Source organism: Cribrihabitans marinus, assembly GCF_900109035.1.
Taxonomy (GTDB): Bacteria; Pseudomonadota; Alphaproteobacteria; order Rhodobacterales; family Rhodobacteraceae; genus Cribrihabitans; species Cribrihabitans marinus.
The window spans coordinates 54045-66432 of sequence record NZ_FNYD01000006.1 but is presented as its reverse complement, the minus strand read 5'-3'; the positions used below and the strand labels follow the sequence as shown (position 1 = coordinate 66432).

Annotated in this window: 15 protein-coding genes; 1 reads left to right on the top strand and 14 read right to left on the bottom strand. The window is 66.6% G+C overall.

Features of this window, described 5'->3' with window-relative positions; genetic code table 11:
- Nucleotides 1–3 precede the first annotated feature (3 nt).
- The 10 genes from pal to ruvC all read right to left on the bottom strand — a co-directional run bounded on the left by pal (nucleotide 4) and on the right by ruvC (nucleotide 7720).
- Entirely contained in the window at nucleotides 4–522 is a 519-nt protein-coding gene (pal, locus tag BMX57_RS11255; protein WP_092366703.1) for a peptidoglycan-associated lipoprotein Pal, read from the bottom strand.
- 94 nt (nucleotides 523–616) lie between these two features.
- Nucleotides 617–1936: a Tol-Pal system beta propeller repeat protein TolB gene (tolB, locus tag BMX57_RS11250; RefSeq protein ID WP_092366700.1), complete on the bottom strand. Its 1320-nt coding sequence runs from the start codon at nucleotides 1934–1936 to the stop codon at nucleotides 617–619.
- Nucleotides 1933–3060: an energy transducer TonB gene (locus BMX57_RS11245; RefSeq protein ID WP_092366697.1), complete on the bottom strand. Its 1128-nt coding sequence runs from the start codon at nucleotides 3058–3060 to the stop codon at nucleotides 1933–1935. Before BMX57_RS11245 ends, tolB begins: the two co-directional genes overlap by 4 nt.
- A 9-nt stretch (nucleotides 3061–3069) precedes the next feature.
- On the bottom strand, nucleotides 3070–3549 hold the full coding sequence (gene tolR, locus BMX57_RS11240; RefSeq protein ID WP_092366694.1) for a protein TolR: 480 nt from the start codon (nucleotides 3547–3549) through the stop codon (nucleotides 3070–3072).
- Between the two features lie 3 nt (nucleotides 3550–3552).
- On the bottom strand, nucleotides 3553–4248 hold the full coding sequence (gene tolQ, locus BMX57_RS11235; protein ID WP_092366691.1) for a protein TolQ: 696 nt from the start codon (nucleotides 4246–4248) through the stop codon (nucleotides 3553–3555).
- 106 nt (nucleotides 4249–4354) lie between these two features.
- The gene (gene ybgC / locus BMX57_RS11230) at nucleotides 4355–4741 is read right to left on the bottom strand and encodes a tol-pal system-associated acyl-CoA thioesterase (protein ID WP_092366688.1); all 387 of its coding nucleotides are present in this window, start codon (nucleotides 4739–4741) and stop codon (nucleotides 4355–4357) included.
- Complete coding sequence (locus BMX57_RS11225; RefSeq protein WP_177175445.1) at nucleotides 4738–5376, bottom strand: hypothetical protein; 639 nt, start codon at nucleotides 5374–5376, stop codon at nucleotides 4738–4740. The genes ybgC and BMX57_RS11225 overlap by 4 nt, the downstream gene beginning before the upstream one ends.
- A 143-nt stretch (nucleotides 5377–5519) precedes the next feature.
- Complete coding sequence (gene ruvB / locus BMX57_RS11220; protein ID WP_092366682.1) at nucleotides 5520–6539, bottom strand: Holliday junction branch migration DNA helicase RuvB; 1020 nt, start codon at nucleotides 6537–6539, stop codon at nucleotides 5520–5522.
- Nucleotides 6540–6548: 9 nt separating this feature from the next.
- A complete protein-coding gene (gene ruvA / locus BMX57_RS11215) occupies nucleotides 6549–7226 on the bottom strand; it encodes a Holliday junction branch migration protein RuvA (protein WP_092366679.1) in 678 nt (225 codons plus the stop codon).
- Nucleotides 7223–7720: a crossover junction endodeoxyribonuclease RuvC gene (gene ruvC / locus BMX57_RS11210; protein WP_092366676.1), complete on the bottom strand. Its 498-nt coding sequence runs from the start codon at nucleotides 7718–7720 to the stop codon at nucleotides 7223–7225. The genes ruvA and ruvC overlap by 4 nt, the downstream gene beginning before the upstream one ends.
- A gap of 333 nt (nucleotides 7721–8053) precedes the next feature.
- On the opposite strand from ruvC, the gene BMX57_RS11205 reads away from it, so the two are divergent.
- On the top strand, nucleotides 8054–8272 hold the full coding sequence (locus tag BMX57_RS11205) for a DUF1127 domain-containing protein (RefSeq protein WP_092366674.1): 219 nt from the start codon (nucleotides 8054–8056) through the stop codon (nucleotides 8270–8272).
- A gap of 76 nt (nucleotides 8273–8348) precedes the next feature.
- Here the strand turns inward: BMX57_RS11205 and BMX57_RS11200 are convergent, their stop codons facing one another.
- From BMX57_RS11200 to BMX57_RS11185, 4 genes are all read right to left on the bottom strand, one after another.
- Nucleotides 8349–8696 (bottom strand): hypothetical protein, encoded by a 348-nt coding sequence (locus BMX57_RS11200; protein ID WP_092366671.1) that lies wholly within the window; start codon nucleotides 8694–8696, stop codon nucleotides 8349–8351.
- A gap of 100 nt (nucleotides 8697–8796) precedes the next feature.
- Complete coding sequence (locus tag BMX57_RS11195; RefSeq protein WP_092366668.1) at nucleotides 8797–9675, bottom strand: 50S ribosomal protein L11 methyltransferase; 879 nt, start codon at nucleotides 9673–9675, stop codon at nucleotides 8797–8799.
- A complete protein-coding gene (locus tag BMX57_RS11190) occupies nucleotides 9675–11081 on the bottom strand; it encodes an MATE family efflux transporter (RefSeq protein ID WP_229724236.1) in 1407 nt (468 codons plus the stop codon). Before BMX57_RS11190 ends, BMX57_RS11195 begins: the two co-directional genes overlap by 1 nt.
- Nucleotides 11082–11087: 6 nt before the next feature.
- Entirely contained in the window at nucleotides 11088–12320 is a 1233-nt protein-coding gene (locus BMX57_RS11185) for an MFS transporter (RefSeq protein ID WP_092367198.1), read from the bottom strand.
- Nucleotides 12321–12388: the final 68 nt, after the last annotated feature.

The window sequence follows — 12388 nt, the reverse complement described above, 5'->3', positions numbered from 1 at the left end:
CCCCTACCCCGTCAGACCGGCTGTGAGCACCGTGACGGCGCGGCGGTTCTTGGTATAGCAGGCCTCGGTGCTGCAGACCTCGATGGGCCGCTCCTTGCCAAAGCTCACCGTCTTGAGGCGATTGCCCGCCACACCCTGCGAGATCAGGTATTCGCGCGCCGCGTTGGCCCGCCGCGCGCCCAGGGCCAGGTTGTATTCGCGGGTGCCCTGTTCATCGGCATGGCCCTCGATCGTGGCGGTGTAGTCGGGATTGGCCGCCAGCCAGGCCGCCTGTCCCTGCAGGGTCGTTTGCGCCTGCGGCGACAGGGTCGACTGGTCGACCGCGAACAGGACCCGGTCACCAATCGCCTGCTGGAAGTAGGCGGGCGACTTGGGATCGTTGACGGAGCCCGCCGCGCCCGGCCCGCCGGCGCCACCGCTGCCGCCGGGACCGCCATTGCCCCAGTTCGACGGATCGTTGCTGGAACAGGCCGCCAGGACCGTCAGGGCACACAGGGCCGCGACTTTGCTCAATACCTTCATTTCAAATGCCTCACGCTTCGCTTGTTGCTTTGGGCCTGTTTACCACAGGGCCCGGGTCATGTGAACGCGGCCGGCACGGCCGCTCACGCTAGTGTCAGTCCAGGAGCGGCGACCAGGACGGGTCGCTGGCGCCATCGGGTGTGCGCACCGGGCGCAGGTTGCGGCCGGTGATGTCAACGGAATAGAGCGATGCGCGCCCCTCGGCGCCCTGGGATTCGCGGGTGAACATGATGACCCGGCCATTGGGCGCCCAGGTCGGCCCCTCGTCCAGGAACGAGGCGGTCAGCAGCCGCTCCTCGCTGCCATCGGTGCGCATCACGCCGATATGGAACCGGCCCTTGTTCTGCTTGGTGAACGCGATCAGGTCGCCGCGCGGCGACCAGACCGGGGTGCCATAGCGGCCCTGGCCGAAACTGATCCGCTCGGCCTCGCCGCCGCCGGCGGGCATGATATAGAGCTGCGGGCTGCCCGAGCGATCGCTCTCGAAGACGATGCGGCTGCCGTCGGGGGCATAGCTGGGCGCAGTCTCGATCGAGGGGGCTTCGGTGAGCTGGCGGGTCTGGCCGCTGGCGATATCCATCGAATGGAGATCGGTGTTACCGCCCTGAGACACCGAATAGAGCACCGTGCGCCCGTCCGGCGAGAAGCGGGGCGAAAAGCTCATCGTGCCCTCCTGGCTCTGCAGCACACGGCGCTCGACACGGCCCACGTCCAGCACATGGATACGCGGGAAGCCGCCTTCGTAGCTGGTATAGAGTACCCGGTCGCCGGTGGGCGAGAAGCGCGGCGCCAGCACGATACTGGAACTGTCGGTCAGGTATTGCAGGTTGGCACCGTCGTAATCCATGATCGCAAGCCGTTTCTTGCGGTCGTTCTTGGGCCCGCTTTCCGACACGAACACCACGCGGCTGTCGAAATACGGACCCTCGCCGGTGATCCGGCCATAGACCTGATCGGCCACTTTGTGCGCCATGCGCCGCCAGCCGTCCGTGGTGCCGGCAAACTGCAGCCCGTTGCCCAGCTCGGTGCCGGCGAATACGTCCCACACCCGGAACCGCACGGTCAGCCGCTGGCCCGAAACGCTGACCGCGCCGGTGATCAGGGCCTGGGCGTTGATCGCCTTCCAGTCGGCGAATTGCACCGGCGCGTCGAAACTGGTGACCTGGCTGATATAGGCCTCCTTGCCGATCTCGCGAAACAGCCCGGTGCCACTCAGGTCCGAGGCGATGACACGCGACAGGTTCGCCGCGTATTCCGCCGCGGCCGGCGTGTCGGGCACGAAATCAGGCACCGCGTAGGGCAGCGGTTCGATCACCCCCTCGTCGATGATGATCCGCAGGGGCTGGTTCTGGGCCAGGGCCGGCGCCGCGATCAGCGCGAGACCTAGGAAGAGGCTGGTCAGAAGTCGCTTCATTTGATCCGCATCCTCTCGGGGTTGAACGTCATTTCGATGGTCTGCCACTGGCCGTATTTCTCGACCGGCAGGTCGTATCCGCTGGCACCGCACCGGATGATAGCACGGCGCGCCGCTTCGAAGGCCTGTCTTGCTGCCGAGTCCGAGCCGTTCTGGCTGTCGAGCATCCGGATCGAACTGACAACCGGCGTGCCGTCCTGGTTCATGTCGACGCCGACCACGACGGTTGTGCCCAGCGCATCGGTCGACAGCGAGCCCACGTTCCAGCAGCGCGAGACGGCCACGCGCAGCCCCTCCTTCTCGCCGCCTGTCAGGGGCGGGCCGGTGGGCGCGGGTGCCGTGCTCTCGCCGCCCAGAGCCTCGGCCAGTGCGTCCTGAACCGCGTCTTCGGTCGCCGGCGGGGTGTCGGAGCGAGGTGTCTCTTCGGTCGGAGTCCCGGTTGGTGTCTCGACCGGCGCCTCGGCCACCTCCGGCGGCGAGGGCCGGCGCGCGGGCGGGCGTGGCGAGCGCAGCGGGGCGGCCTCGTCGGTCTCGGTCGCCTCGGTCACGATCTGGTCGGTCGCTTCTTCGGGCGCGGTGGCCTCGCTCGGCTCTTGCGGGGTTTCGGCGCCGTCATCCTCGGTCACGGCAGGGCTTTCAACCTCGTCGGGGCGCGTGTCGGGGTCGGGCCGGGCCACCGGCACGGGCGCGACGCGGTCCACGGGGCGCGGCTTGGGCCGCTCGTCGGCAGGGGGCGCCGGCACCGCGACCTCCGGCTCGGGTTGGACCAGTGTGGGGGTATCGTCCGGCACCTCGGGTTCCGGCGTCTCGGGCACGGCCTCGGGCACCGGATCCGGCGCGGGCGCGGGCACCGGTTCGGGTTGCGGTGCCTCAGGCTCGGGCGTGTCGGGCTCCGGCACGACCACGTCCTGCGGCTGCGCTTCGGGTTCGGTGGGCTCCTCGGGTCGGGTCACCACCTCGGGCGCCTCACGCGGGGCGCTGAGCGCGGCGAACTCCTCGGAACTGATGATCGAGACATCCTGCACCTCGAACGGCAACGGCTCGGACCGGAATGTCCCGCCGAACACGGCCCATCCGATCAGGGTCGCATGGGCAATCGCCGAAATCTTGGTGCCGGTCTGCAAACCGTTGCCTCACTCTCCGCCCGTGTCCAGCGTCGGCCCGCCGGTGTCGGTCACCAGTCCCACATTCGAGAACCCGCCGGCATTGAGCGCACCCATCACCTGCATCACCTGCGCATAGGGGATCCCGCCATCGGCGCGCAGGAACACCCGGTCGCCGCTGCGCTCGGCAGCGATGGCGCGCAGCTTGGGCACGAGTTGGTCGCGCTCCACCTCGGTGGTCTGGATCTGCACCCCGCCCTCGGCGGTCAGCGTCACGGTCAGCGGCTCCTCGCTGTCGGTCGGCAAGGCGCTGGCGGCGGTCTTGGGCAGTTCGACCGGAACGCCAACGGTCAGGAGTGGGGCTGCGACCATGAAGATGATCAGCAGCACCAGCATCACGTCCACGAAGGGCGTGACGTTGATCTCGGCCATCGGCTGCGCCCGCCCGCCCCGGCGCCGGCCGCGCCGGCGGTTGCTGCCGCCGCCGCCATTCTGAATCGCGGCCCCCATGGCTCAGCTGTCCAGCTGGCGCGACAGGATGGTCGAGAACTCGTCGGCGAAGGCCTCGTAGCCGCCGACGATCCGGTCGCTGTCCGCACTCAGCTTGTTGTAGAAGATCACCGCCGGGATCGCAGCAAGAAGGCCCAGGCCGGTGGCCAACAGCGCCTCGGCGATGCCCGGCGCCACGACGGCCAGGTTGGTGTTCTGCTGCTCGGCAATTTCGATGAAGGCGTTCATGATGCCCCAGACCGTGCCGAACAGCCCCACGAAGGGCGCGGTTGATCCAACAGTCGCCAGCACCGGCAGCCCTTTCTGCAGGGTCTCGGCCTCCTTCGCGATGGCCACGTCCATCGACCGGTCGATCCGCGCCTGGGCGCCGGCGATCAGCGCCCCGTCGGTGCGGTGCGACCGGCGCCACTCGATCATGCCCGAGGCGAATATCTTCTGCGAACTGCCCTCGGGCTGCGGGCCGATCTGGTCGAACAGTTCGTCCAGCGGCTCGCCCGACCAGAAGGCGCGGTCGAACCGCGACGCTTCGCGCCGCGCGGCCCTGTAGTTGATGATTTTCTGGATGATGATCGCCCAGGCCCAGATCGAGGCCGCGATCAGCATCAACATGACGAGTTTGACGATCAGCGTGGCGCGGGCAAAGAGCCCCCACATCGAAAAATCGATCTCCTGCGCCAGCGCCAGGGTTTCTGCTTCCATGAACCTGCTCTTTATCCGCCGTGTCGCCGGGTATCCCGGTCTTGTTGCGGCGAACGCTAGCGCAGTTCCGGGCCGAATGCCAACAGAACCGCCTGTGACGCACGATTTATTGTATCAATGCGCGAATCTCTGCCGGAAGGCGCACAGGCTTGCCGGCCGCGTTCATGCAGACCGCCGTCACAGTGGCGGCAAACACCGGCACGTCGCCGCGCAGCACCTTCTGCACCATCGTCAGGCGCGCGCCCGACACCGCGGTCATCTCGGTCTCGATGATCAGTTCATCCTCGAATTTCGCGGCCGAAAGATACTCGGCCTCGATCCGACGCACGACCCAGACGATTCCGGCGTCGCGCATGGCATTCTGGTCATTGCCCAGCCTGCGCACCCAGTCGGACCGGGCGCGTTCGATGAAGCGGAGGTAGTTGGCATGATACACGATCCCGCCCATGTCGGTGTCTTCGTAATAGACCCGGACCGGGAAGCGGTGTTTCATTGAGCGTTTTCGGCCGGCTCCATCTCCATCCGCGCGTGAAGCCGCAGCGCCAGCGACGGGTCACGGGATGCGTTCGGAAGCGCTGGGTCGTAGGCGGCACGAATGAGCTTGCTGACATCTGGACGGAGAATCGTGACGCCATCGGCTGTGGCCAGAGGGGAACGGTCCTGAAATGCAGTGTCCGACCAACACAGAATTGTTTGCGCGACTTGACTGAGGGAGAGGACGTCCGCAGGCACATCCGATAGCTGGGCATCCATCTTGAGGAATATGTATGCCGCCAGGATCGCACCCTTCTCGTCGAAGCGGAAGGCTCTGTACTGGTTCGCTTTGGCCTCTTCAAGCCGACCGATCAAGCCTTCCAGGTCAGGCATAACTCGATCGAGTTCGGGCACATCGCGCATCTCCGCCCAATCTTGAAAGAAGAAGAAAATGCAATTCGACCCGAGTTCGGGGTCGGCATCAACCATCTCGTGCCCGGCAACAGCGGTGACGGCTTCGAATGCGCCCTTGATCACCGCCAGTGAATCATCTGTCACACCCACGGCCATCGGCGCCAGAGGCCGCCCCCAACGCGCAAAGACAAAATCGCCATTTTCGCGCGTAAACAGTGCTTCGACTTCTTCGGACAACATGACAGAACCCTTCGAAAACATCTTCGTTTCTTTAGCAGACGCCTTGCATACGATACAACTGCTGGCAGGTATTTGTCGTAGTACCGATAAAACTGCCGAGGAACAAAGAAACAATGCGGGCCAAGGCGGGTGGACTGGATCCATCAACCGAACAAATCGCTCTGCCCCTTCGGTTTCGGCAGGCCCAGGTGATCCCAGGCCTTCTGCGCCAGCATCCGGCCGCGCGGGGTGCGCTGGATCAGGCCCTGCTGCAGCAGGTATGGCTCGATCACTTCCTCCAGCGCGTCGCGGCTTTCGCTCAGCGCCGCGGACATGGTCTCGATGCCCACCGGGCCGCCGGCATAGTTCTCGGCGATCAACTGCAGATAGCGCCTGTCGGCACCGTCCAGTCCCAGCTGGTCCACCCCGAGCCGCGTCAGCGCCCGGTCGGCCAGTTCCAGGCTGACCCGCCCGTCCCCCTCGACCACAGCGAAATCCACCACCCGGCGCAGCAGCCGACCGGCGATCCGCGGTGTGCCGCGGGCGCGGCGGGCGATCTCGCGCGCACCGGCGGGATCGGCGGGCGCGCCCAGCTTGCGGGCGTTGCGGGTGACGATCTCGTGCAACTCGTCGATCTCGTAGAAATGCAGGCGGGTCGGGATGCCGAACCGGTCGCGCAGGGGCGTGGTCAGCAGGCCCATGCGCGTGGTCGCGCCGACCAGCGTGAAGGGCTGCAACTCGATCCGCACGGTGCGCGCGGCGGGGCCTTCGCCGATCACCAGATCCAGCTCGAAATCCTCCATCGCGGGATAGAGCACCTCCTCGACCGCCGGGTTCAGGCGGTGGATCTCGTCGATGAACAGCACATCGCGGGCCTCGAGATTGGTCAGGATCGCGGCCAGGTCGCCCGCCCTGGCCAGGACCGGGCCCGAGGTCATGCGGAAATTCACACCCAACTCGCGGGCCATGATCTGCGCCAGGGTGGTCTTGCCCAGGCCGGGGGGGCCATGGAACAGCGTGTGGTCCATCGCCTCGCCCCTCTGGCGCGCGGATTGCACGAACACGCGCAGATTGGCGCGCGCCTCGGCCTGGCCGATGAACTCGTCCAGCGCCTGGGGCCGCAAGGCGCGATCGTTGTCCTCGGGCAGCGGCTCGGGGCGGAGTGTGGGATCGGCGTCGGTCATCTCGTCACGCTACCCTTTCGGCGCCAGCAGTTTCAGTGCGGCGCGGATCAGCTCCGTCGTGCCGGCGCCGGGATCCTCGCCGGCGGCGCGGGCGACGGCGGCGGCGGCATCGCCCGGGCCATAGCCCAGATTGCCCAGCGCGGACAGCGCATCCGCCTGCGCGGTGGTGTCCCCCTGCCCGGCGGCCGGGGCGGCCCGCGGCCGGTCCGGCGTGGGCGCGGGTTCCACCACGTCATCGGCGCTCGCGTCCTGCGCCCGCGTGATGGTGCCGCCCATCGCCATCACGCCGGGCGCCTTGTCCTTGAGGTCGAGCACGATGCGCTGCGCGGTTTTCGGACCGACGCCCTTGGCGGCCTTCACGCTGGCCCAGTCGCCCAGCGCGATCGCGCGGCTCACGCCATCCGGGCCCAATGCCCCCAGGATCGCCAGCGAGACCTTGGCCCCCACCCCCTGCACCGAGCACAGCAGCCGGTGCCACTCCTTCTCGGCCAGCGAGGTGAAGCCATAGAGCTGCATCAGGTCTTCGCGCACCAGCAGGTCGGTATAGAGCGTCACGGCCTCGCCGACCCCCGGCAGGGCGGCTAGGGTGCGCTCGGAACAGAACACCAGATAGCCGACGCCGCGCACGTCGATCAGGACGTGATCGCCCGCCCGGTAGTCGATACGGCCGGTCAGCTTGCCGATCATGCCCTCACCTCGCGCAGTTCCGGCGCGGCGCGGCCGCCGAAATGGGCGTGGCACATGGCGATGGCCAGCGCGTCGGCGGCATCCGGCCCGGCCGGCTCGCACCCCGGCAATTGTAGCCGCACCATATAGAGGATCTGCGCCTTGTCGGCATGGCCCGCGCCGACGATGGTCTTCTTGACGCGGTTCGGCGCGTATTCCCCGACCTCCAGCCCGGCCTGCGCCAGCGCCAGCAGCGCCACGCCGCGCGCCTGGCCCAGCTTGAGCGTGCCGGCCCCGTCCTTGTTCACGAAGGTCTGTTCGATCGCAGCCGCCTCGGGGGCATGCCGGGCGATGACCTCGGTCAGCTGCTCATGCAAAGTCAGAAGCCGCGCCGCCAGATCGCCGGTGCCCGACTTGCACAGGCCGTTGGCGACGTGGGCCAGGCGACTTCCCTGCGATTCGATGACGCCCCATCCCAGGGTTCTCAACCCCGGATCAATGCCCAGAATCCGCATGTGCCGCCCCGATCCCGCTCGTGTTTTGAAACTTTTTTCACGGAATAGCACGAAAGGCGAACATTATCCAAGCGAATTGACTTCACAACAGTTGCGACTCTCCATTGTCCGCCGGCGACATCCGGCCTGAAAACGACACCGTCCAGGACCGAAAACGACGCGATTTGGCCGCCGCTATCACCTTTGTTTCAAAGGGATTTCAGCGTTTCGGACCCTTGCAGAAATCGCATGGCACGTATGAGAAAATTGCTGCTTGTGCGGTGCATGGCGCGCTTCTAGATGCGCTGGACCGACACCAGACGCATCGACGCGCAAAGACCTGAGGACACAGATATGGCTGCACTGGATTTCTCCCGCACCACCGCTGGCTCGTTCGGCCCCGCCGGCCGTATCAGCGCCCTTTACACCTACACGATCGGCAAGCTCGTCGCCTGGAACGACGCACGCATGACCCGCAACGCCCTGGCGTCGCTGACCGATCGCGAACTCGACGATATCGGCATGTGCCGCGGCGACATCGAACTGGTCGCCGAGGATTTCAGCATCCGCTGACCGGAAGACCGCCACTCACAACAAAAAGCGCCGCGTGATCCCTCACGCGGCGCTTTTTTGATCCGGTCCGGCGATCCTAGCGCAGCAGTGTGCCCAGTTTCTGGGCCAGGAACTGGCTGAGCGGGTCGACCTGCATCACCCAGGCGCCGGCGCGCTCGACACTGGTGCCGGCGTCGAGGCGTTCCAGGCGCTGCTCATAGGTGGTCGTTCCCAGGCTCGCCAGCAGAAAGCCCTTGAAGGCAAAGAATGCCGCTGCGAACATGATGAAGGCCTTGGGAGAGACCGCAAGCCGTTTCCGGCGCGGCTTGACCACGATAAGACCATCGGGACGCAGCCGGGCGGAATAGCCGCGCGACATCGCCTGATGCTTCTTTGTCAGACCGGCAATGCGCCGGTCGAATTGGGCATGGCTTTGATCAACCATGGCAGCCTCCAAATACTCGTCCCCACAAAATCATTAAGAAAAGCTACGGCGAAAATTGGGCAAAACAAAGCCCAGTGCCTCGAAACCCAATAAAACACGGTTAAATTGCGGTTTTTTTGCGAAGATGCAGCGTTGACCAGTCACCAATCCTGTCAATCTGGACAAGATTGGTTCCGTTGTGCGCATAAACCGCGATGACCTCGTCGGCCTGTTCATTGAGAATCCCCGACAGAATCGCATGTCCCCCGGGGCGCAAACGGGCGCACAGATCCGGTGCAAGCGCCACCAGCGGGCCCTTGAGGATGTTGGCGAAGATCAGGTCATAGGGCGCATGCTCCGCCAGGTGCGGGTGGTCGAAACCGGCGGCCTCGACACAGCGCACCGCGCCCGACAGGCCGTTTGCGGCCAGGTTGGCCTCGGCCACCTCGACCGCCACGCTGTCGATGTCGCTGGCCACGATGTCCACCGGCCAGATCCGCGCGGCGGCCATGGCCAGAACCGCCGTGCCGCAACCGATATCGGCGATGCTGCGCGGCTCGAACCCGTCCTCGACCAGCCGATCAAGCGCGTTCAGGCAGCCCAGCGTGGTGCCGTGATGGCCCGTGCCGAAGGCCATCGCCGCCTCGATCAGCAGGGGCACGGCATCTTCGGGCACCTTGTCGGCGTCATGGCTGCCGTAGACATAGAACCGCCCGGCGCGGACAGGCGCCAGTTCCCGGCGCACATGCGCGACCCAATCGGTTTCCGGAAGCTCCGAGACCACAAAGGGACGGGCCGAGAACGCGCCGACCAGCAGCGCCAGCGCCACCTCGTCGGGCGGTTCGGTGAAATAGCCGCCGACCTCCCACAGGCCCGAGCCGTCCTCCATCTCGAACACCCCGACGCCGGTGGGCGCGGGATCCAGGCGCTCCATCGCCTCGCCCAGCGCTTCGGCCTGCGCCTTGTCTGACAGCGTCGTGAGGGCGGTATAGGTGGGCATCAGCGTCTCCTGAATCGGTCGGCATGGGCGTAGGACCGCGCCGGTGCGAGGTCAAGCGGCGGCACCGCGCGGCGCCGCAACGCATGCACGAAGCGCCAGCACCAGGCGGCTGCGACCATGCCCATCAGCGCCCCGGCAAGTGCCTGTGCATAGATCACGCCAACGGCGCCGAAATGGGCGGAAACCCACAGCGCCAGCGGCAGCGTGATTATACCGTCGCGAAACCAGTTCAGGCCGGTCGAGCGCGCCGGGCGCCCCAGCGCGTTGAAGGCCGCGTTGGACACGAAGAGCGCCGAGGCGAAAACGAAGGCACCCGCGCCGATCCGCGTGAAGGACAGGACGACCTCAGCCGCCAGCCCCGTGAGCCCGAATGCTACCACGACCGAGGGGCCCGACAGCGCCAGCAGCGCCCAGGTCGCCAGCGCGTAGAGCAGCCCGAAGAGCAGCGCATCGCGGAACGTGCGTTCGACCCGGTCATAGGCGCAGGCGCCGAAATTCTGCCCGAAGATGCCGCCGATCGCCCCGGCCAGCGAGAAGATGCCGCCAAAGGCCACCACGGTCAGCCGGCCGACCACCGCCCAACCCGCCATCGCGTCGTCGCCAAACCCGGCCATCGCGCGCGTCAGCAGGTAGTTTCCCGAAGGCGTCGCCAGCTGCGTCAGAACCGCCGGCAGCGCGATGGCCAGGTAGGGGCGCATCACGCGGCGCAGCGCACCGAGCTCCGGCCGGGCCATCAGATCGTGGACCCCGATGGCATAGCGCAGCGCCATCGCAGTCATCACGCAGCGAAAGATCACCAGCCCCGCCGCCGCGCCGTCGAGCCCCCAGCCCAGCCCGTAGATCAGGAGCGGGTCCAGAACCATCGCCACCAGACCAGACAGCAGGGTCACCTGCATGGACCTGCGCCCGTCGCCCTCGGCCCGCAGTGCGCCATTGGCGATCAGGCCCACGGCCATGATCCCCAGCGATGGCAGCGTGACCGCAAGGTAGCGCGCGGCCAGCGCGGCGGTGTCCCCCGTCGCGCCGGACAGGCGCAGGATCTCGTGGCGAAAGAGGACGATCAGGCCGGCGATGGTGAACTGCGCAGCCGCCGCGATCAGCGCCGCCGCCGTGGCCTGCTGCCGCGCACTCGCCCGGTCGCCCGCGCCGATGCTGCGCGAGATCAGCGCGGTCGAGGCGATCATCAGCCCGACGCCCGAGGAGACCGAGAAGAACTGGATCGCAAAGGCGAAGCCCAGGGCCGCCATCAGCTGCGGGTCCCCCAGAAGTCCGATCCAGAACAGGTTGGCGGCATCGACCACGAAGACGAAGGTGATCCCCATCGCCCCGGTCATCGTCATGCGCACGACATGGCCCATCGTGGACCCGTCGAGGAACCGCCCCCGGATCTGCGCCGCGTCAGCCATGCCGCTTCACTCGGCCGGCGCGGGCATCACGCGCGTCAGGATGGTCTCGTGACCCGGTTCGGGATGGCGCGGGATCAGCAGCGCAAGCGCCAGCGAGATCAGCGCCATGCCGGCGGCCAGTGCAAAGACCGCGGCGGGCGAGATGACCCAGAGCAGACCCAGCAGCACCGGCAGGAAGACCGCCGCGATATGGTTGATGGTAAACGCCACGGCCGCGGTCGGGGCGATGTCGGCGGGGTCGGCGATCTTCTGGAAATAGGTCTTCAACGCCAGGGCCAGCGCGAACAGGATATGGTCGATGACATAAAGTGTCGCCGCCAGCGCCACGCCCCAGCCGAACGTATAGATCCCGCCATAGGCGGCGAACACGACGGCCAGCCCGATATACTCGAAGATCAACGTCCGCCGCTCGCCGAACCGGCCCACGGCCGCGCCCAGCATCGGCGCGACGGTCATGTTGATCACCAGGTTGATGAGGTAGAGGCCGGTAAGCTGGTGCACGTCGAAGCCGAATTTCTCGACCATCATGAAGCCCGCGAAGACGATGAAGATCTGCCGCCGCGCACCGGCCATGAATTGCAGCGCATAGTAGAGCCAGTATCGGCGGCGCAGGATCAGCCGCTTGGTCTGCGGTGTTGGCGCCTCGAATTGCGGATAGGCCAGCAGGCAGAATAGCGCCAGCGCCGCCGCGATGCCGCCCGAGGCCAGGAAGACTGTGTTGTAGCTGAGCTCGAACCGGTCCCAGGTCAGCACGATCAGCCCGTAGACCACCAGCGTCGCGGCCGAGCCGGTGGCCACCAGCCAGCCCAGGATCTGCGGCGCGCGCAGCTTGGGCAGCCATTGCAGCTGCAGCGACTGGTTGACGGTCTCGTAGTAGTGAAAACCCACCGAGCTGAAGAACGTGACCATCAGCAGCCCGCCCAGGCTGGGGAACCAGGCCGTCACGGCGGTGGATACCCCCAGCAGCATGAGCGAGATCATCGCCAGCACCTGCTCGCGCACGATCAGGATCACCGCGATCACGCCGACCGCCAGAAAGCCGGGGATCTCGCGCACGGTGTGCAGCAAGCCGATATCGGCGCCGTCGAAATCCGCCACCTCGATGACGAAGTTGTTGAGAAGCGCGCTCCAGGCATTGAAGGCGATGGGCATGGTCATCGCCATCACGAACAAGAGCGTGATGGGTCTGCGCCAGAACGGCAGGTTCCGCGCCTCACCTATGGGAAACGGTTTCCGCATGGTCATCCCTTACGCCGATTGCCACGCATTGGCGAGGGCCAAGATGCCCGTGCACAGCGGCTCTGCGC